The sequence below is a fragment of the Winogradskyella ouciana genome, assembly GCF_009709615.1.
Lineage (GTDB): Bacteria > Bacteroidota > Bacteroidia > Flavobacteriales > Flavobacteriaceae > Winogradskyella > Winogradskyella ouciana.
This window is the reverse complement of record NZ_WJYA01000003.1, coordinates 109,395-129,541: the sequence shown is the minus strand read 5'-3', so window position 1 is coordinate 129,541 and position 20,147 is coordinate 109,395. Positions and strand designations below refer to the sequence as shown.

The following is a 20,147-nucleotide window of genomic DNA, read 5'->3' as shown; positions in this document are numbered from 1 at the left end:
ACAGTTTAATTATTATCAATGACAGTTCAATTAGTATTAATCATAATTTAATTATCAGACTTATAACCCTCAGGGCGTTTCCAACGTACTGGAGCTTTTGGCTCTGGCTGTAACTCAAACTCGTTGCCTTTTAATAATCTTAAGGCTTCTTGTACGGCACGCTCTAATTGTGGGTCATTACCTTTTGTGGTTTCTTTAGGATGCTGAATCACTTCAATATCTGGCGCTACACCTTCACCTTCTACAGCCCATTCGCCATCGACATCATAAAAACCTCCACGTGGTGCGACCATACGTCCACCGTCGATAAAGCGAGGAGTGTCCCAAGTCCCGACAAGTCCTCCCCAAGTTTTTGTACCGATTAAAGGGCCGAGGTCTTTCATCTTAAACATATACGGCAATAAATCACCACCAGAACCTGCACGCTCGTTAATGATCATCACTTTTGGTCCCCAAATTCCGGCAATAGGAGTCGTCCAAGGGCGTTTGTCACCTGCTTTACTATTAAAATAACCAAAGAGTTCTCGAGACATAATATCTATCATGTAATCTGCCGCAGAACCACCACCATTGTTACGTTCGTCAATCACGACACCTTTTTTATCTTGTTGTGAGAAGTAATATCTGTTGAACGAGGTAAAGCCACCACCACCTGTGTTAGGGACATAGACGTAAGCGAGTTTACCATTGGACATTTCATCCACCTTTCTGCGATTGTCCTCAATCCATTCTACGGATCTTAGACCACGCTCATTACTCACTGGCTTAACTAGAACAGTTCTGGCATTGGTCATGGATGGTTGACTGTTTACCGTAATATTAATTTCCCTTCCGGCAGTTTGTTCTAAAAGCTCATACGGATTGGTATCAGCTGTTAGGGGTTTGCCATTAATGGCCAAAAGGTAATCGCCTTCGTTGACATCAATACCAGGTTGTGCCAATGGAGCCTTTATATTTGGATTCCAACGTTCTCCCGTATAAATGGTCTTGATTTTATAGTGATTGTTGGACACTTCAAAATCAGCACCCAATAAACCAACAGGAACAAAATCTACATCTGGAAAATCACCACCAGACACATACGAATGCCCAACTGCAACCTCACCACTCATAATGTCAATCACATAGTTAAGGTCAGTTCTATGGCGCACATGGTCAATCCATGGTGAGTACCACTCGTAAACATCGTCCCAAGGTGCACCATGTACATTGTCCACATAAAGGAAATCACGCATATAGCGCCAGCCTTCCTTAAAGATTTGATGCGCTTCTGCTTTAGGATCTAGCTTAATTTTTATGTTGGTTTTAAGGTTGTCCTTTCCAGGTTTTGGAGGTGCAGCTGCACTGGTCAATACCCAATTTCTATTTTGAAATAATAGGATTGAATTTCTATCGTCTGACGCTACCATTTGGGTGACACCGTCTGCAAAATCCTTGGCTTTACCTTCGTTGAGGTCATAGGTATGTACTTTGAATCCGTTTTCATTCGGAATTGCTTCAGCCACAAACACGGTCTTTTTTGGTGCCTTTAATAAGGCCACATAATTTCTTGGTGGCATTTCCAAGGCAACGGCTCTGTCAAAAATTCCTGCTTCATCAATGGTGACCGTCACACCATTGGATTTGTCCTTGTCATCGTCTTTATCCTTGTCTTTATCTTTGTCTTTTTTGTCATCTCCCTCATCTTTAGACGCACTATCTTCCATATCACTTTTAGGTAGGTTAGGTGCTTTATCCTTGGCACTTAAGACAACAGCGTATAAACTTCTGGTAAGATTAGCTGCAGGATCATAATTACTCATGTCTAACCAACCTGATTGTAAACCGTAATTAGTACTCGCTAAAGTATATAGGTACTTACCGTTGGTATCCCAAACAGGAGAAATGGCATCTGCTATAGGATCTGTGATTTGAATGATTTTCTTTGAGTCAATATTATAAGCGAAAATGGCCTTAAAGTGACTTTCTTGTTGTTTGGCATAAGCAATCCACTTGCTGTCTGGTGACCACACTGGATTCATGGAACGGTTAGGATGTGCATAACGATCTGTATCTACTTTGGTGGTCTTTTTGGAATCTAGATCAACAATCCAAATGTTGTAATGCGTATCTGTATAGGCAATGTGCTTTCCATCTGGTGACCAATCGGGTTGAAAGTAGAAGGTCGGGTTTGGTAACTTTATAGCTTCCGTATTCTGACCATTTTGGTCGGCTAACATCAATTGGTACTCACCATCTTTATCAGAAAACCAAGCGATTTTATCACCCTTTGGTGACCATATAGGATTTCTGTCCGCCACACCTGGTGAATTGGTGATGTTTTTCCAGGTCCCATGTTCTTTTGGAACGGTGAAGATTTCACCTCTATGTTCAAAAATGGCACGCTTCCCTTTTGGTGAAAGGTTAGGATTGGATAACTGGGATGCTGAAACATTATCCCATTTGGTACGGTAGAAGTTTAAATCGGCATTAGCATCAATATTCAATTGATTGGTATTTCCTGAGCTAGGATCATACACATGAAGATATCCTCCTTGCTCATAAACAATCTTATTGGCACTGGCATCTAAACTTTTGACATCGAATTTTTTATGAAAGGTGATTTGCTTTTCTTCCTTAGTTGAAGGGTCAAACGACCAGATGTTCATGGTATAGTCGCGCTCTGACATAAAGTATACCTTGCCATCTAACCAAGCCGGGTCTAAATGGCGTTCGCCTGTAGGCTGTGAGGTTCTAATGAGTTCCTTGGTTTTCATATCCACCACCCAAATTGGCATGGCTTGTCCACCGCGATAGTTTCTCCATTCGGCATCCCAGCCTGTTATTGGTGTGTATGCTAAATGCTTACCATCTGGTGATAGTTCGCCATAGGCTGCTCTTGGAATATCTAGAGCTTCGGGTAAACCTCCATTGGTGGAAACCGTAAAGAATTTATTGGTCATGGTCGGCTGTGCCTCTCTACTAGAGCGAAATAAGACCTTGCCTTCTGGAGTCCATCCTTGTACAAAGTCACCACTAGGATGATAGGTCAATCGTTTGGGTTCACCACCTTCTGATGGTATAACAAATACATCGACATTGCCATCGTACTGTGCAGTAAAGGCAATATGTTTACCATCGCTAGAAAAATGTGGATTGGATTCGTAGCCCTCATCACTGGTGAGTCTAATGGCTGCGCCTCCGTTAACAGATGCTTTCCATAGATCGTTGGCATATACAAAGACCACATCGTCTCCGTGTATTGTAGGTTGTCTTAATAATTGTGTGCCTTGGGAAAAGGTAAATAATGAGTAGCAGAATGCTAGGGTAATGATAATTTGTCGCATATCAGTTGGTTTTAATATGTTGGTTTGGTTTGAATATATCAGTAGCTATAAATATACGATTTGCGTATCTAGAATTTTAGAAAACAATGTTAAAAACACTAGATACCTTCATTTTGCCTTGATGCAAAACGAAGCAAAAAATCAAATCGATTTGTTAGGAAATTGCCAAGGCACCATTCGCTGATACATTAATAATTTAAAGATACTTATAAAGCTATAGCTTCGATCCTAGTGTTAATTATTGAAGAATGATTATAGCTCATTATTTCTGAAAATCGTTGCTTCCGACTTTGTCGGAATTTCAAGTACGATTGTAGTTTGGATTATTTTATATCATTAGCCAAAGTTATAATAAATTCAGCAATGACAGAGAGCTAAAACCCAACAGCGGTATCATCGCCACGGTAGTCTGCACCACCTTCTAGGCTGCCATCATCTAAAACAAGAATGGCTTCAACACGTGCTGTAATTGGCGCAGCTTCCTCATCAATGTTGTAGCCTTTGGCTTCGAGTTGTTGTTTGAGTTCATCTGAAAATAAATCGACCTCCATACGAATATTGTCTGGTAACCATTGATGGTGCAGACGTGGTGCATCCACAGCTTGTTGCATGGTCATATCAAATTCAACCACATTTAAAATCGTTTGTAATACTGAGGTTATGATGGTTGAGCCACCAGGTGTGCCTAATACCATAAAGAGTTCTCCATCTTTTTCAACAATGGTCGGTGTCATGGCACTTAGCATACGTTTTTCTGGAGCAATACTGTTAGCCTCACCACCAATAAGTCCATAAATATTGGGTTCACCAGGTTTGCTACTGAAGTCGTCCATTTCATTATTGAGGAAAAATCCAAGGTCTTCTGCGTATAGTTTTGAGCCATAGCCACTATTTAGGGTTGTGGTGACCGAAACGGCATTACCATAGGAATCCACAATGGAGTAGTGGGTCGTTTCTTCACTTTCGTAACCTAGGATTTCGCCATGCGATATGGAATCGGATGGTGTCGGCTGTTCAAAAGAGAAGTCTTTCATACGATTGTTTAAATACACATCGCTTAATAGTGTTTGCGTTGGTATATCCACAAAATCCGGATCTCCCAAAAAGTAACTTCTGTCGGCATAGGCTCTGCGTTCGGCTTCCACCATCACCTGAATGCTTTTTAAGGAATTGTGTCCATAGGATTTTAAGTCGAAGGGTTCCATCATTTTCATAATCTGGGCTAAACACAAACCACCACTCGATGGTGGCGACATGGAAATGATATTGTAGTCCTTATAATCAAACGTCACAGGGTCTCGCCATTTGGCTTCATAGCGCTTTAAATCCTCAAGGGTCATTATGGTACCTTTTTCTTGAAGATAATTGATGAGTTGTTTTGCTGTTTCTCCTTTATAAAATTCATCACGTCCGTTTTTAGCAATACGTTTTAAGGTATTGGCGAGCGCCCAATTTTTTATGGTGTCTTGAGGTTGAACATGTTTGTTGAATAGAATCTCTTTGCCATTAACTGCTCTGATTATGCTGTCATAATCCTGAAGTTTAAGATGTTGCTTTTCGGTCACCGCAAAACCGTTTTCTGCTAAGGTTATTACAGGTAGCAGTAATGTTTCAATAGGAAGTGTACCGAACTTTTCGTGCGCTGCAAAAATACCAGCAATGGTTCCAGGGACGCCAACCGCATGCACACCAACCGTGCTTTTATCTTTTATGATATTGCCTTCGTCATCCAGATACATGGTTTTACTTGCTGCTAGTGGTGCTTTTTCCCTGTAATCCAAGGCACCAGTTTCACCATCTGCTAAACGATAGACCATAAATCCACCACCACCCAAGTTTCCTGCATAAGGATACACTACAGCGAGTGCCATTTCTGTAGCAAACATGGCATCAAAGGCATTGCCTCCTTGCTTGAGAATATCTGCTCCAACCTTAGAGGCTTCTTCACGCGCAGTGACTACCATGGCGTTTTTGGTAATTAACCCTCTGTTGTCCTCTTTTGTTGAAGATGGTGAGATTTCATTCTTACAACTCGTAAGACCGATTAGAAGTATTAGAAGTATAAAGCAATGTTTCATAGGTTATGTAGCTTTTCAATTTCTATGCGTTTTTTAGTGCTGAAGGCTATAAGTTCAGCAAAGAACTCCGTGAAATCTTTTTCAAAATCTTCGTAGTGCTCTTGTAACTCCTTAGTGGCATTATTCATTCTAGAGATGCCCTTTGTTCGGCGATTCATGCCATTTAATACCAGTTGAATGCCGTCAACGGTTGCATAGCTCAGCAACCAATTGCCTTCTATCATTACTGGAACCATGCGCTGAAAACGTGGAGGAAGTACCTCTAAGTTGTCATTCAAACTTTTATAAAAGTGATCGACGTAGTCAGCTAACGGAACAGCTGAATACTGTTTCCAGTTTTTTGCTAAAAAGTGATCGTAAAAAATATCGACGATGACTCCGCTATAGTGACTATAACCTTTGTGTAGACGTTTGGTACTTCGTCTGAAAATTGGATGCGCGTCTGTAAATGTATCTATTTCCCTGTGTAATTGAATCCCGATTTGAATTTCCCTTGGATAATTTCTGTACTTGTTTCCCCTTACACCATCACCTACAAAGTTGCCGATGGTTATGAGTTCATTTTCACCAGAAAGGTATATGTGGGCTAGAAAATTCATAATATTTCCCGTGTACCTGTCTGCCGACAGGCAGGAACGGGAATCTTAAAATGGTATCGATTTACATTCGTCGAATTTACAAATTCATATTAAGAAAACTTGGTTACTCGTTGAGCATTTTGATTTAAATTCAAGTAAAAAATCATTTAAAATTTTAGATTTTTGCCTCGATCCTAAAGGATGAATCGAAAATATTAAGAATATTCTCTTTAGCATCAGGGAAAAATTGATGAAAATGTTCAAAATGCTCAACGAGTTTGTATTAACTATTTATATTTGCTGAAAATGAAACATCTACTAATAATCTGACTATTGCAATCACATTATTAAGATGTTTTATGTGACCATACACTAAATCATTACAAACACATAAAAAACTATATGACTTTAATAAAATCTATTTCAGGAATTCGAGGCACCATTGGTGGAGCAGTGGAAGAGAATCTAACTCCGATTGATACCGTAAAATTTGCAGCAGCTTATGGGACGTGGCTAAAGCAACAGCGCAATAAAGACAATTATAGAGTTGTAGTTGGTAGAGATGCAAGGATTTCTGGGGAGATGATTCAGAATTTAGTGATGAATACCTTGGTAGGCTTGGGCATCCATGTGATTGACTTGGGATTATCCACCACACCAACCGTTGAAGTTGCCGTTCCTATGGAACATGCCGATGGAGGTATCATCTTAACTGCAAGTCATAATCCAAAGCAATGGAATGCATTAAAGCTATTGAACCATAAAGGTGAATTTCTAAATGGTGCAGAGGGACAAAAAATTTTAGAGATCGCAGAATCGAATGATATGCATTTTGCTGAAGTTGATGATTTAGGGAAAATCACAAAGAACGACGCTTATATCGATTTACATATTGATGAAGTTTTGGATCTGCCTTTGGTGAATAAAAAAGCCATTGAGGATGCTAATTTTAAGGTTGTTGTTGATGGAGTGAATTCGACAGGAGGTATAGCCATTCCTCTGTTGTTAGAACGTTTAGGAGTGCATCCCGTAAAGTTATATTGTGACCCAACTGGTCATTTTCCACATAACCCAGAGCCTTTAAAAGAGCATTTGGGAGATTTGGCTGAAGCTGTGGTAAAAGAACGTGCCGATTTAGGTATCGTTGTGGATCCTGATGTGGATCGTTTGGCTTTTATGGACGAAAAAGGAGAGATGTTTGGAGAGGAATATACCTTGGTTGCCTGTGCAGATTATGTGTTGAGTAAAAACCCAGGGAATACTGTGAGTAATATGAGTTCCACCAGAGCTTTACGCGATGTCACCGAAAAGCATGGAGGTACTTATGAAGCCAGTGCTGTAGGCGAAGTGAATGTTGTTGAGTTAATGAAGAAAAACAATGTAGTGATTGGAGGAGAAGGTAATGGTGGTATCATTTATCCTGAACTGCATTACGGAAGAGACGCTTTAGTTGGAGTGGCTTTGTTCTTAAGTCTTTTAGCTGAAAAGAAAATGACTGTGAGTGAATTGAGAGCAAGCTATCCTAATTACTACATGAGCAAAAAGAAAATTCAGTTGACGCCAGGATTGGATGTTGATGGAATTTTGAATACGATGGAGTCTAATTACAGCCATGAAAAATTAACAACTATTGATGGTGTAAAGATTGACTTTGCAGATAGTTGGGTGCATTTACGCAAGAGTAATACTGAACCTATTATTAGGATATATACCGAAGCACAGTCCCATGAAGAAGCTGATTCTTTGGCAGACCGTTTTATTGCTGAAATTAAGGCTGTCGCTAATATTTAGTAACTTTGAATATGATTTCTCAAGCTACAAAACAACATACCACTGAACTTGAAGCTTATTTTGAGCCATTCAGAAAACACATTATCGGTCAAGATCAGACCTTTGTGTCTCCTTTTGGTGAGCAACGGATTATCTATACAGATTGGACGGCTTCTGGTCGTTTGTATAGACCGATTGAGGAAAAACTATGTAACGAGTTTGGGCCTTTTGTAGCCAATACCCATACCGAAACAACCGTTTCTGGTACGGCTATGACCAAAGCGTATCACAAAGCAAAGCATATTATAAAAGATCATGTTAATGCTAATGAAGATGATGTCTTAATTGTTTGTGGTAATGGAATGACTGGCGTTATCAATAAATTCCAGCGTATTCTTGGGCTTAAAGTTCCTGAAAACTTAAGGGAATATACTGATATTCCGGATGAGATAAGACCAGTGGTTTTTATATCGCATATGGAGCATCATTCCAATCAAACGTCTTGGTTAGAGACTATAGCTAAGGTTGAGGTGATTCCACCAGACGAGGATGGTTTGTTCAGTCTTAAAAATCTTGAAACGTTACTCAATCAATATAAAGACTGTACGCTTAAAATTTGTTCTATTGTTGGAGGTTCTAATGTTACAGGTATTCAAACACCACATCATGATGTTGCCAAATTAATGCACCAACATGGTGGAGTCTGTTTTGTGGATTTTGCCTGTTCTGCACCTTACGTCGATATGGATATGCATCCTAAGGAAAAAGATGCGTACTTAGATGCCATTTTCTTTTCGCCACATAAATTTTTGGGCGGACCAGGAACGTCTGGTGTATTGGTATTCAATAAAGAGTTGTATAAAAACATGGTGCCAGATTGCCCAGGTGGAGGAACTGTAAGTTGGACGAATCCTTGGGGCGAACATAAGTACATTGACAATATTGAAGATCGGGAAGATGGAGGTACGCCAGGATTCCTTCAAACTATAAAAACGGCACTTTCCATAAAGCTTAAGGAGCAAATGGGTGTTGATAATATGCTGAAGCGTGAGCATGAATTGATTGATACTATCTTCAAAAAATTAGAACCCGTTTCTAATATCAATATTCTTGCTGGTCAGCATAAAGACAGATTAGGTGTGATTTCGTTTTATATTGATGACTTACATTACAATCTCGGAGTAAAGTTATTGAACGATCGATTCGGTATTCAAACACGAGGTGGTTGTAGTTGTGCAGGTACTTATGGTCACTTTTTGTTACATGTAGATCAACAGACTTCAAAAGAATTGACTGATGAAATCTCTATAGGAGACTTGGTACGAAAACCGGGTTGGATACGTATGTCCATTCACCCAACGACCACCAATGAAGAGATAGAATTTGTTTGTGACAGCATTATTGCATTAGCTGAGCAACATGAAGATTGGGCAAAGGATTATGAATATTCGAGGTGCAATAATGAGTTTATTCATAAAACACTTATAGATAAGCCTTGCACAGCGACCAATGTTGATGATTGGTTCGATTTAGATTAAAGACATCTATTGGAATTCAGGCGGCACCTTATCCCGATGTTTCCAACGCTTGTGCGTCCAGAGATAATATTGCGGAGCTTCCAAGATTTGTTCTTCAACGAGTTTAAAGAAGATGTCCGTTATGTCGTAGTCTTTATATTCCCTAGGGTTTTCGGTAATGGTTTTAAATGTGGTTTCGTAGTAACCGCGTTTTAAGCGCTTAACTCCAAAGAACACTACAGCCATGTCGAGTTTTTTTGCTAACATTTCAGCACCAGTGTACATCGGTACTTTTATGCCCATGAATTCATTCCAGTGAAATGCTTTATTGACTTTTGGAGACTGGTCGGAAACGAAGCCGTTAATGGTTAATTCGCCTTTACTTTTAGATTCGTTAAGTATAGCATAGGTTTCCTTGGTTGTAATTAAATGCGAATTGTATTTTGCCCTGATTCGTTTTACCAATCGATCAAAATATTTGTTCTCTAAGCGTTTATAAACCGCATACCCTTTATGTTTCACATAGGTCTGTAAAATAAAGATCCACTCCCAACTTCCGTAATGTGCACACATGAGTATAATGCTGCGTTGTTTTTCTTCGAGATCGTTAATCACCTCTACGTTACTGAATTTAAAACGCCTTTGCATTTCGGCTTCAGAAATTGTGAGCGATTTAATAGCCTCAACCATCATATCGCATAAATGGTGATAAAACTTGCCTGTGATATCCGTAATTTCTTTTTCGGATTTATTTGGAAAAACCAATCTCAAATTTTCTTTTACCACAGATTTTCGATAACCAAAGACCTTGTAAACGAAAAAGTAAATAACGTCTGATAGACCATAGAGCAACCTAAACGGTAATATTGAGACCAACCAAAGTATGGGATAAACTAAAATGTAGGCAATAAGTTGCATAAAAGCATGTTCTTTCTGAACCGCAAATATATTATATTTGATTCAATAGATATTTTTTATGTACAATTTAGATCCTGTAACCATTGCAATTATTGCTGCAAATGTTATTATGTCATTAAAAGGTTTTGATGATCGCTTATTTTTCGAGAAGTATAAATTCAATGTTGGTAGTATAAGACGAGGTGAACAAATCCGTATGTTTAGTTCTGGGTTTTTACATGTAGATACGACACATCTGTTGTTTAATATGTTGACCTTATATTTCTTCGCCAATACCGTAATTGTTGCGTTAGGCCAATTAAACTTTATAATTATTTACGTCGCAAGCTTGGTTTTTGGTAATTTGTTGTCACTCTATTTTCATAAAGAAGAGTTTTGGTATAGCGCTGTTGGTGCCAGTGGTGCTGTAACTGGTATTTTGTATGCAGCCATACTTTTACGACCAGATATGAGTTTGTATATGTTTTTTGTACCTATTCCAATTCCTGGATATGTTTTTGGGATTGGCTATTTGTTATATTCCATTTACGGGATGAAAAATCGCATAGGGAATATAGGACACGATGCCCATTTTGGTGGCGCTGTTGGTGGTTATGCCGTAACCCTTATTCTAGTACCCAGTTTGTTTAAAACGGATTTGGGTCATGTAGGGCTTTTGGCCATACCCATTATCATTCTGTTTGTGCTGTACAAAATGGGCAAACTGAATTAAAAAAAGCCTGCCAAAGGCAAGCTTTTAAGTTTTATTCTGTATTTGGTATTTATGCTTTTTCGAGCAGCTCTTTAACTTTATTCTCTAGAGCTTTTCCTCTTAAGTTTTTGGCTACTATTTTTCCATCAGCATCTAGAATATAGGTTGCTGGAATTGACTGGATATTATAAAGTCTTGCCACAGGATCATTAAAATACTTTAAGTGAGACACTTGGTGCCATTTTAGGCCGTCTTTTTCAATAGCATCTAACCAGGCCTTTTTAGGATCTTGTTGTCTGCTCTGACCATCTAGTGAAACTCCAATGATTTCTAAACCTTGGTCGTGATACATATCGTAGATTCTTACCACGTTTGGGTTTTCTCTTCTACATGGTCCACACCAAGCTGCCCAAAAGTCTATTACGGTTACCTTACCTTTGATATCATTTAAACTGATGATATCACCATCTGGAGTAGGAGCTTCAAAATTTGGAGCTATTTTACCTTCTTCTAGATGTGCGATTTTTTGATACTCTTCGTATAATGCATCCAATTTTTTCTTTACTTCTTGTCCTTTTGCAGACTCTTTTAAATTAGATGAAAGATTTTCATAGGCTTCCATGAATTTAGCCACTTCAAACTTTGGTTTGTTAGCCTCTAAACCTATGAGATTTAGACTAAAATACATGTCATTATTTTCCTTTACAAAGTTTAAAGGGTGCTCTGCTAGTTTGATGCTTACCTTTTCGAGTTCTTTAGAGAGTGAATCGCGTTTAGCAGCTTCTTCAGGCAGTTTTACCTGTCTATAATGCTTCATTACTTCTCTACCTTCTTCCCTTATTTTTTTAATGCCCTCTTCAAACGCAGCGTAGCCTTCATGAGATTCAGAACCAGATATTTTTGATTCCAAAAGATTCTGTTTGTTAATTTCTACGTCAATTTCGCTATTTTCCAGCATTAAGATAGCATTGCCTTGTGTACCATCAACTGAAATAAAGTGGATACTAGGTTCTTCAACTGAACCTTTAAGGGTAAACTTACCGTCCATTACAATTGCTGTATCTAAAAATATCTCACGTCCTTGCTCATCTAAATTTTTCAGATACACTCTAATGCCGTTATAAACACCTTCGGCATTACCATTTATAACAAAATCTGTTCTATTCTCTTGTTTACAGCTCGCAAGCAATAATCCAATTAAAAGTATAGTCAGTATTCTTTTCATTTTTATAAGTTTTTCTATTTATAGCCGTACAAATATATAAACAATGGTGAATAATCGTTGTAAAAGCCTTGTGAATTAAATCTTAAAATACAAAGCCTTACATTTTAACCATCTTATATTTTGCAATACTTTTGCACCAAAGGACAGAACTATGCATAACGATACTATTGTAGCTTTAGCAACACCATCTGGAAGTGGTGCCATTGCGGTTATACGATTGTCTGGTAAAAATGCCATTGGCATTGCTGATAGACATTTTAGGTCTGTAATAGACCAAAAGTCCCTTAGCAATCAAAAGACGCACACCATACATTTAGGTCATATCATTGATGGAGATAAAACCTTGGATGAAGTTTTGGTTTCGGTGTTTAAAAACCCTAATTCCTATACAGGTGAAGACGTTGTGGAAATCTCTTGCCATGGCTCTCAGTATATACAGCAGGAAATCATTCAACTGTTCTTACGACAAGGCTGCAGAATGGCAACGGCTGGTGAGTTTACTTTACGTGCGTTTTTAAATGGAAAATTAGATTTAAGCCAAGCGGAAGCCGTGGCCGACTTAATCAGTAGTGATAATGAAGCGTCGCACCAGATAGCCATGCAACAAATGCGAGGTGGTTTTTCTTCTGAAATTGCGAAGCTGCGTGAAGAACTTTTGAATTTTGCGTCGTTAATTGAATTGGAACTCGATTTTGCCGAAGAGGATGTTGAATTTGCAGATAGAACCCAATTTAAAGAATTGATAGAGCGTATCAACTTTGTATTGAAACGACTCATAGATTCGTTTGCGGTAGGTAATGTAATTAAGAATGGAATTCCGGTAGCCATAGTGGGTGAACCCAATGTTGGAAAATCTACTTTACTGAATGCTTTGTTGAATGAAGACAGAGCCATTGTTTCGGAAATTGCAGGAACGACGAGAGATACCATAGAAGATGAAATTTCAATAGGAGGCATTGGTTTTAGATTTATTGATACTGCAGGTATAAGAGACACTAAGGATGTGGTTGAAAGTATTGGTATTAAGAAAACCTTTGAAAAAATAGAGCAGGCGCAAGTGGTGATGTTTTTAGTTGGCAGTCCTCAGTTGGTAGTTGGCAGAGATGCCATAGAAGTGTTTAAAATTGAGATTGAAAAAATAAAGAATAAGTTTCCGCAAAAACAGTTACTGGTGATATTGAATAAAATAGACCAGATTACAGATACGGATTTAGCGGAGCTTACCACAAGTCTTACACCTCACGTAAAAAACCTAATTCCTATTTCAGCTAAAACAGGCTTTGGGGTAGAACAATTGACAGATTCGTTACTCAATTTAATAAATACTGGTGCACTCAGAAATAATGAAACTATTGTGACCAATTCACGACATTATGATGCGTTGTTGAAAGCGTTTGAGGAAGTCCAGAAAGTAAAACACGGACTCGAAACTGGTTTGTCTGGTGACTTGTTAGCCATTGATATACGTCAGGCTTTATACCACTTTGGAGAGATTACAGGTGAAATCACTAACGATGATTTGTTGGGTAATATTTTTGCTAATTTCTGTATTGGGAAGTAACTTACTTTCTTTTATTTGTTAATCCCTTGTTATTGTTGACTTTATAATATTTTATCTTCTTTTATTTGTTGCTTATTTGCTCTTTTTTGATTAAATTTGTTGTATATCTGTTGCCTTAAATACGGATTTGTTGCCCAAATCTGTTGGCGAAAATAAAGGCGAAATGATGCACCATAACGCACCACGTTGCACCATTACGCTACATAAAGCACCATTTATGAGCAGTAATTTATTCATTCCTAAAACTTGTAAGCATTGCGGTAATGCCTTCACAGCACGTACAACAGTTACTAAATACTGTGGCGATACTTGTGCAAAAAGAGCCTATAAGGCACGCAAACGTCAAGAAAAAATCCAAGCTACTCTTACTAAAGATATGCAACAGCAAAAACAAGTTGTTGAAGTTCACAATCCTAATGCTGTAAATAACAAGGATTTTTTAAGCGTAACAGAAGCTTCACAACTTATTGGAGTAAGTAGATGGACCATTCAAAGAATGATTCAACAAGGACGTTTAAAAGCAGTTCCTTTTGGTAGAAAGCGTATTGTGGCCAGATGGCAAATAGAAAACCTTTTTAATTAATTCCATTATGAAAGTAACATTAAGACAACGCAAGAAGAACGACAAAATAAGTCTGTATTTAGATTACTATCATAAAGGCAAACGTAAAACCGAATACTTACGCTTATACCTTACACCTAATCCTAAAACCAAAACAGAAAGAGAGGTAAACAAGAAAACCAAGCAACTTGCAGAAACTATATGTGCACAGCGACAAATTGAAATTCAAAACGGTATTTATGGCTTTCAAGATATTGAAAAGTTAAAAGGCAGTTTTATTACTTACATCACAGCTTTAGCAGAAAAGAAAAATACAAGCTCTGGCAATTATGGGAATTGGAATAGTATGCTAAAACATTTAAAAAAGTTTTGTCCAACAGATGTTAGTTTTCAAGATATAGACAAATCATTTGTTGAACGTTTCAAAGAGTATTTAGATAAAGATGCAAATGGTAGAGCAGGTAAAAAACTGTCTCAAAATTCAAAATATTCATATTTCGGTAAATTTTCAGCAGCATTAAAACAGGCGGTTAAGGATGGTATATTAAAAGTAAATCCTGCAAATGGTGTAGAGTATTTTAAACAAGGTGAACCTCAACGAGAATTTTTAACGCTTGATGAATTACAAAAGGCAGTTAATACAGAATGTGAACTGCCTATTTTAAAAAATGCTTTTATTTTTTCAGCTTTAACCGGATTACGTTGGTCAGATATTGAAAAACTAATATGGTCAGAAATCCAGCACTCTAAAGAAATGGGATATTATATCCGATTTAGACAAAAGAAAACTAAAGGTGTAGAAACCTTACCAATATCAGACCAAGCAAGAAACCTATTAGGAGAAAAAGGTAATCCAGACGATAAAGTATTTGATGGTTTGCATTATAGTGCCTGGTCTAATTTAAAATTACAGCAATGGATGATGAAAGCAGGTATTACTAAAAATATAACCTTCCATTGTGCGCGTCATACCTACGCTACCTTACAATTAACTTTGGGTACAGACATATATACAGTATCAAAATTATTAGGTCATAAAGAACTACGCACTACACAGATATATGCCAAAGTAATTGACGATAAAAAGAAAGAAGCTGCAAACCGTATTCAACTGGATTTATAATGAAAGGAAGTATATTTTCAAGTTTGGTTTCTATAACCAATGGCTTACATAGAGATAATAGACAAGAAAAGGATTTTAAATACTTACTGTCTGATTTTAAATTGAATCCAAAAGCCAATAACGCAGTTTTTAAAGTAAACTTTAAAAAACCTTTAAATGCGAAAAAAGAATACTACCAAAAGTTAATTTATAATGAAACTGAAAATACAATAGCTTCATTTGTAAAGGAATTTCCCAAAAATGCAACCACACCAGAAAATAAATACAGCTTTACTATTCTGCTTAATAAATTTGACAAGTACTTAAATGATATTGCAACTTACATCAATAAAAGAGGAATAACAGCAGATTTCAACAATGATGACAATTATATCATAAACTACTTAAAAGTGTCAGCTATAAGATTGTATGCTGAACTACAAGTGCAATACGGACAGTTTTCGGAAAATACAAAATTCTCTATTTCTGAAATTGCTGAAAAATACTTTAATGATGAAACTTTTGATATTAGCCTAATAGAAAAGAGCACTACTAAAAAAGTTGCTACCAAAATAACATCAAAAACGAAAGTAAAACCAAAGACTTCTTTTGGATATAAAAGTAATGACACTTCAACTTTGCTAACTGTGCTCAAACTGGTAAATCTAAAAATAGATTTGTTAGATAACCGTACAACTGTAGAACAGTTGCACGAACTCTTATTAGCAAAAGATTTTACCAATACAGAATCGCAAATTTATCTTCAATGCGAGACGACACAGTTTAGTTACCTCGTAACAAAGCTTAAACCATTTTTCAATGGTTTCAATCCTACGGTAATAGAACGTTCTGGAAAATTTATTACTAAAACCGGTACGCTATTAAAAGCGAATAATCTTCACAAAAACAAAGTTCACAACCCAAAAGAAAAGGAAGAAATAGATAAAATTATCCAACAACTGCAATAAAAAACAGTAAGAATAGTAAGAAATCTTACTGTTGTCTTACCCTTGTTTTACACTCTTACTAAAATCACGAAGCCAATTTTAAACCTTTGTCCTGTTCTTGAAAAACAAGAATGACATTTGGCCAGATGTCCATTTACTATAAACTAAAATTTTATTAGTTATGGACGAAATATTAGAACGTCTCAAAATTATCGAACAGCACGTTTTAGACAGAAACATTATTGTAAAAAACGTATTGAGTTTTAACGAAGCGTGTAAGTTTTTGGAATTATCACAATCCCATTTATATAAACTTACAAGCACAGGAACCATTCCACATTATAAACCGAATGGTAAGAAAATTTATTTTAACAGAGTTGAATTAGAACAATGGTTATTAAGTAACCGTGTAGATTCACAAGACGAAATCGAACAGCAAGCTGCCGATTACCTCATTAAGAAAGGAGCGGTGAAGTTATGACTGAAATAATCGATTTAATCTTGGCACTCTCGCAAGATATTAAGGACTTAAAAGCACGTATCGAATTGTTGCGACAATCGAGAGCAGAAGTATTAAAAGATACGTGGATAGACAATCAAGATGTATTGCAGACCTTACATATAAGTAAGCGAACACTACAAACTTTAAGAACAAATGGCACTTTACCTTACAGCAAAGTAAAAGGTAAATTTTACTATAGAGTTGCTGATATAGAGCAATTGCTTCAAGACAACTACTACAACCATAATTTCAAACGAGATGGAAATAAGTAGAGAAGCAATTTTAGACAAAACACATTATGGTTTAAAAATCTATGCCTATGTGTTGAGACAGTATTATCCTAATCAAACAGTCCTTTCTGTAAAAGGAAGGGACTGTGGGATAACTCGAAACCCTTTTAATGGTGGTAAAGAAACATTACGGATTCATATTGATGGTATAATAGCAACACATAGAGATACAGAATTAGAAGCCTTTAAAGGTGATGTATTCGATTTTGCACAATACCATTTTAGAATAACCGATGAAGAGGAATTATTCCAGAAGATAAATAAAGAGTTACATCTAAATTTAGAAGTCAAGGAAAAAGACGAATTGGAATGGTTGAATGAACCAGACGATACCTGGTATGCCAACTGTAGCTTTTTTAAAGCACCTGTTCGCAATGTGTTTCCTTCGGAAACCTTGCGACTACATCAAGTATTTGCATTAATCACAAGTGATAAATACAAAAGAATTACTGAAGAATTAAGAGCAATTACCAATGTAAAAGAAGCACGTAAATTCAAAGCGAATCGCTTTGATTACGTAACACTTTCAGGAACATTTGAAAAACGAAGCGATAACAACTTGATAAAGCATTCTAATTTATTAACCATTGATTTTGACCATTTAGAGAATCTACAAGAGTTAAGAACGCAACTCTTAAATGATGAATATTTTGAAACCGAAATGCTCTTTATTTCACCATCTGGCGATGGTTTAAAATGGATTATTAGAATAGATATTTCAGAAGTAACACATTCAGAATATTTTACAGCAGTAGCAAATTACATTAAACACAATTATAACATTGAGGTTGACCAGTCAGGTAAAGACGTTTCCAGAGCGTGTTTTTTACCATACGACCCAACAGCTTTTCTACATAAAAGACATCAAGCATTATGACTAAAATATTTAACCCAAAAGATTGGTTAGAAGTTCCTAAAGAGCCAACAAAAACAAAAAGCAACACCGCAACAACAAATGTTGTTGCTGTTGCTGATAACGACATTGAATCCTACATTTCAGCAATCGAGCAATCAGGTACAGACATAACAGAAAGTTATGCCACTTGGCGAGATTTAGGCTTTGCTTTAGCAGAAGAATATGGAGAAATAGGTAGAGATTATTTCCACCGTATAAGTAAAAATTATGCAGGTTACGATACCAAAGAATGTGATGCACAATTCGATAAATGCTTAAACGCAAAAGGACACGGTATTACAATTGCTACCTTTTACCATTATGCACATCAATCAGGTATCAAACCAACTAAACAACAAAACAACAACGAAGTTGCAACAAATGTTGCAACGGTTGTTGATACAAAAGAGCAAGCAATGCCAACGATACCAGAAACGGTATATGAGAATTTGCCACAGTTTTTACAACAAGTTGTAAATCCTGCTAATGGACAGGAAGAAAAGGACATTTTGTTATTAGGCGCATTAACAGCATTTAGTGCGTGTTTTCCTAAACTCTTCGGAATCTATGACCAACGTAAAGTGTTCAGCAACTTATATTTATTTGTAACCGCACCTGCATCTGCAGGTAAAGGAAGGCTTAACCAAATTAAAAATTTGGTAGAGCCTGTACACAAATTAAAACGAGAACAAGCCAAAGTGCTAAAACAGCAATTTCAAGCAGAAACTGCTACTTACAATATGAACAAAGGCAAAGATGAAAATTTAGAAAAACCAAGTAAGCCACCAGAACGAATGCTGTTTATTCCTGCTAACAATAGTGTAACAGGCGTATATCAATTAATTTCTGATAATAAAGGTCGAGGGTTAATTTTTGAAACCGAAGGCGACACGTTAGCACAAGCCTTTAAAAGCGATTATGGTAATTATTCCGATGGTTTTCGTAAAGCCTTTCATCACGAAACTATAAGCTATTATCGCAGAACGGATAGAGAATACGTAGATATTGAAAAACCGTGTTTATCAACAGTATTATCAGGTACACCTAAACAAGTGGCGACTCTAATACCCAATGCAGAAAATGGCTTATTTAGTCGCTTTATGTTTTACTATATGAATATAAAACCAACTTGGAAAAACGTGTTTCAAAATAGCAATAAAGTAGGTTTAGATGATTACTATAACCGATTAGGTAGTGAGTTTTTAGAATTATACAAAACGCTAAAAAACAATCCAGAGATTGAAATACGATTAACCACAACTCAACAACAGCAATTCAATACCTTTTTTGAATCCTTACAGACCAAATACATCAACCTACAACCCGAAGAGTACATCGCAACAATAAGGCGATTAGGCTTAATTGCGTTTAGGATAATGATGCTATTCACAGCATTCCGAATTATGGAAGATGGTGATGTAAACGCAACTAAAGAATGTGAGGATATAGATTTTGAAAATGCACTAACTATTATTTCAGTTTTAGTAAAACATAGTAGTAAAGTATTTAATGATTTACCAATTGAGCAAAAAACAACAAAACGTTCAAATAGAAAAGAACGCTTTTTAGAAAGTTTGCCAAAGCAATTTAGCAGACAAGAGTATTTAGATTTAGCCACAAAACAAAGCATCCCACACAAAACCGCAGAAGGCTATATTACCAAATTTGTAGAAGCAGGATTAATACACAGAGAAGCACACAATAACTATTCAAATCCTGCAAAGACATAGTTAAGGATTTCGAGGATTTAAGGAAATGATTAAATGATTTCCTCAAATCCTTAATATCCTCATTATCTGTTAACAACTGTTTATATCTTTTTATTTTCCTTTACTTACTTTTTCTTACATTAGACAGATATTGACAAGTCAAAATCTCTCTAAAATGGCATTTGGTAATTATATAAGGAAGTTAAGGGAAGAGAAGCAACTATTACTTCGTGAAGTAGCATCTCAAATGAGTATCGATACTGCGCTATTAAGTAAGATTGAACGCGGTACACGTATCGCCAGAAAAGAACAAGTAGAGGATTTGGCAGAGGCTTTAAATGAAAGTGAAAATGAGCTACTAAAGCTTTGGATGGCAGATAAAATTGTCAAAATGATTAAAGATGAATCCAACAGTACGGAAATCCTCAAAAAAGCAGAAGAAGAAATTAAGAACTTAACCAACAAAAAACAGTAGC

Annotated in this window: 17 protein-coding genes; 12 read left to right on the top strand and 5 right to left on the bottom strand. The window is 36.8% G+C overall.

Features of this window, described 5'->3' with window-relative positions; all coding sequences use genetic code 11:
* Nucleotides 1-47 precede the first annotated feature (47 nt).
* From F1003_RS03430 to F1003_RS03420, 3 genes are all read right to left on the bottom strand, one after another.
* Nucleotides 48-3,326: a S41 family peptidase gene (locus tag F1003_RS03430; RefSeq protein ID WP_155087816.1), complete on the bottom strand. Its 3,279-nt coding sequence runs from the start codon at nucleotides 3,324-3,326 to the stop codon at nucleotides 48-50.
* A gap of 374 nt (nucleotides 3,327-3,700) precedes the next feature.
* Nucleotides 3,701-5,404, bottom strand: coding sequence for a gamma-glutamyltransferase (gene ggt, locus F1003_RS03425; protein ID WP_155087815.1), 1,704 nt, complete (start codon nucleotides 5,402-5,404; stop codon nucleotides 3,701-3,703).
* Nucleotides 5,401-6,003 (bottom strand): acyl carrier protein phosphodiesterase, encoded by a 603-nt coding sequence (locus tag F1003_RS03420; protein ID WP_155087814.1) that lies wholly within the window; start codon nucleotides 6,001-6,003, stop codon nucleotides 5,401-5,403. Before F1003_RS03420 ends, ggt begins: the two co-directional genes overlap by 4 nt.
* Before the next feature lie 381 nt (nucleotides 6,004-6,384).
* Here F1003_RS03420 and glmM point away from each other — a divergent pair, with 381 nt between their 5' ends.
* Together glmM and F1003_RS03410 are read left to right on the top strand one after the other, a co-directional pair.
* On the top strand, nucleotides 6,385-7,773 hold the full coding sequence (gene glmM, locus F1003_RS03415; protein WP_155087813.1) for a phosphoglucosamine mutase: 1,389 nt from the start codon (nucleotides 6,385-6,387) through the stop codon (nucleotides 7,771-7,773).
* Nucleotides 7,774-7,784: 11 nt separating this feature from the next.
* Nucleotides 7,785-9,290, top strand: a complete 1,506-nt coding sequence (locus tag F1003_RS03410) for an aminotransferase class V-fold PLP-dependent enzyme (RefSeq protein WP_155087812.1) — start codon at nucleotides 7,785-7,787, stop codon at nucleotides 9,288-9,290.
* 6 nt (nucleotides 9,291-9,296) lie between these two features.
* On the opposite strand, the gene F1003_RS03405 is transcribed toward F1003_RS03410, so the two are convergent.
* The gene (locus F1003_RS03405) at nucleotides 9,297-10,187 is read right to left on the bottom strand and encodes a lysophospholipid acyltransferase family protein (RefSeq protein WP_155087811.1); all 891 of its coding nucleotides are present in this window, start codon (nucleotides 10,185-10,187) and stop codon (nucleotides 9,297-9,299) included.
* A gap of 58 nt (nucleotides 10,188-10,245) precedes the next feature.
* Here F1003_RS03405 and F1003_RS03400 point away from each other — a divergent pair, with 58 nt between their 5' ends.
* Nucleotides 10,246-10,899 carry a rhomboid family intramembrane serine protease gene (locus F1003_RS03400; RefSeq protein ID WP_155087810.1) on the top strand — a complete coding sequence of 218 codons (654 nt, stop codon included), beginning with the start codon at nucleotides 10,246-10,248 and terminating at the stop codon, nucleotides 10,897-10,899.
* A 49-nt stretch (nucleotides 10,900-10,948) separates the two neighbouring features.
* Here F1003_RS03400 and F1003_RS03395 read toward each other — a convergent pair whose 3' ends face one another.
* A complete protein-coding gene (locus F1003_RS03395; protein WP_155087809.1) occupies nucleotides 10,949-12,103 on the bottom strand; it encodes a TlpA disulfide reductase family protein in 1,155 nt (384 codons plus the stop codon).
* 151 nt (nucleotides 12,104-12,254) lie between these two features.
* Here F1003_RS03395 and mnmE point away from each other — a divergent pair, with 151 nt between their 5' ends.
* The 9 genes from mnmE to F1003_RS03350 all read left to right on the top strand — a co-directional run bounded on the left by mnmE (nucleotide 12,255) and on the right by F1003_RS03350 (nucleotide 20,146).
* Nucleotides 12,255-13,664, top strand: a complete 1,410-nt coding sequence (gene mnmE / locus F1003_RS03390; RefSeq protein ID WP_155087808.1) for a tRNA uridine-5-carboxymethylaminomethyl(34) synthesis GTPase MnmE — start codon at nucleotides 12,255-12,257, stop codon at nucleotides 13,662-13,664.
* Nucleotides 13,665-13,794: 130 nt separating this feature from the next.
* Nucleotides 13,795-14,247 (top strand): helix-turn-helix domain-containing protein, encoded by a 453-nt coding sequence (locus tag F1003_RS03385; protein ID WP_235898267.1) that lies wholly within the window; start codon nucleotides 13,795-13,797, stop codon nucleotides 14,245-14,247.
* 7 nt (nucleotides 14,248-14,254) lie between these two features.
* Nucleotides 14,255-15,349, top strand: coding sequence for a site-specific integrase (locus tag F1003_RS03380; RefSeq protein ID WP_155087807.1), 1,095 nt, complete (start codon nucleotides 14,255-14,257; stop codon nucleotides 15,347-15,349).
* Complete coding sequence (locus F1003_RS03375) at nucleotides 15,349-16,296, top strand: DUF6617 family protein (protein WP_155087806.1); 948 nt, start codon at nucleotides 15,349-15,351, stop codon at nucleotides 16,294-16,296. Before F1003_RS03380 ends, F1003_RS03375 begins: the two co-directional genes overlap by 1 nt.
* Nucleotides 16,297-16,456: 160 nt before the next feature.
* Nucleotides 16,457-16,756 (top strand): helix-turn-helix domain-containing protein, encoded by a 300-nt coding sequence (locus tag F1003_RS03370; RefSeq protein WP_155087805.1) that lies wholly within the window; start codon nucleotides 16,457-16,459, stop codon nucleotides 16,754-16,756.
* Nucleotides 16,753-17,049, top strand: coding sequence for a helix-turn-helix domain-containing protein (locus F1003_RS03365; protein WP_155087804.1), 297 nt, complete (start codon nucleotides 16,753-16,755; stop codon nucleotides 17,047-17,049). The genes F1003_RS03370 and F1003_RS03365 overlap by 4 nt, the downstream gene beginning before the upstream one ends.
* Nucleotides 17,036-17,944, top strand: coding sequence for a BT4734/BF3469 family protein (locus F1003_RS03360; RefSeq protein WP_155087803.1), 909 nt, complete (start codon nucleotides 17,036-17,038; stop codon nucleotides 17,942-17,944). Before F1003_RS03365 ends, F1003_RS03360 begins: the two co-directional genes overlap by 14 nt.
* Nucleotides 17,941-19,692, top strand: a complete 1,752-nt coding sequence (locus tag F1003_RS03355; RefSeq protein ID WP_155087802.1) for a DUF3987 domain-containing protein — start codon at nucleotides 17,941-17,943, stop codon at nucleotides 19,690-19,692. The genes F1003_RS03360 and F1003_RS03355 overlap by 4 nt, the downstream gene beginning before the upstream one ends.
* A 154-nt stretch (nucleotides 19,693-19,846) precedes the next feature.
* The gene (locus tag F1003_RS03350) at nucleotides 19,847-20,146 is read left to right on the top strand and encodes a helix-turn-helix domain-containing protein (RefSeq protein ID WP_155087801.1); all 300 of its coding nucleotides are present in this window, start codon (nucleotides 19,847-19,849) and stop codon (nucleotides 20,144-20,146) included.
* Nucleotide 20,147: the final 1 nt, after the last annotated feature.

Bases quoted from the DNA above. Each gene is read 5' to 3' on its own strand.
- F1003_RS03430 (WP_155087816.1), bottom strand. From the start codon at position 3,326: ATGCGACAAATTATCATTACCCTAGCATTCTGCTACTCATTATTTACC.
- F1003_RS03410 (WP_155087812.1), top strand. From the start codon at position 7,785: ATGATTTCTCAAGCTACAAAACAACATACCACTGAACTTGAAGCTTAT.
- F1003_RS03395 (WP_155087809.1), bottom strand. From the start codon at position 12,103: ATGAAAAGAATACTGACTATACTTTTAATTGGATTATTGCTTGCGAGC.
- F1003_RS03365 (WP_155087804.1), top strand. From the start codon at position 16,753: ATGACTGAAATAATCGATTTAATCTTGGCACTCTCGCAAGATATTAAG.
- F1003_RS03380 (WP_155087807.1), top strand. From the start codon at position 14,255: ATGAAAGTAACATTAAGACAACGCAAGAAGAACGACAAAATAAGTCTG.
- F1003_RS03360 (WP_155087803.1), top strand. From the start codon at position 17,036: ATGGAAATAAGTAGAGAAGCAATTTTAGACAAAACACATTATGGTTTA.
- mnmE (WP_155087808.1), top strand. From the start codon at position 12,255: ATGCATAACGATACTATTGTAGCTTTAGCAACACCATCTGGAAGTGGT.
- F1003_RS03420 (WP_155087814.1), bottom strand. From the start codon at position 6,003: ATGAATTTTCTAGCCCACATATACCTTTCTGGTGAAAATGAACTCATA.
- ggt (WP_155087815.1), bottom strand. From the start codon at position 5,404: ATGAAACATTGCTTTATACTTCTAATACTTCTAATCGGTCTTACGAGT.
- F1003_RS03375 (WP_155087806.1), top strand. From the start codon at position 15,349: ATGAAAGGAAGTATATTTTCAAGTTTGGTTTCTATAACCAATGGCTTA.
- F1003_RS03405 (WP_155087811.1), bottom strand. From the start codon at position 10,187: ATGCAACTTATTGCCTACATTTTAGTTTATCCCATACTTTGGTTGGTC.
- F1003_RS03370 (WP_155087805.1), top strand. From the start codon at position 16,457: ATGGACGAAATATTAGAACGTCTCAAAATTATCGAACAGCACGTTTTA.
- F1003_RS03355 (WP_155087802.1), top strand. From the start codon at position 17,941: ATGACTAAAATATTTAACCCAAAAGATTGGTTAGAAGTTCCTAAAGAG.
- F1003_RS03350 (WP_155087801.1), top strand. From the start codon at position 19,847: ATGGCATTTGGTAATTATATAAGGAAGTTAAGGGAAGAGAAGCAACTA.
- glmM (WP_155087813.1), top strand. From the start codon at position 6,385: ATGACTTTAATAAAATCTATTTCAGGAATTCGAGGCACCATTGGTGGA.
- F1003_RS03400 (WP_155087810.1), top strand. From the start codon at position 10,246: ATGTACAATTTAGATCCTGTAACCATTGCAATTATTGCTGCAAATGTT.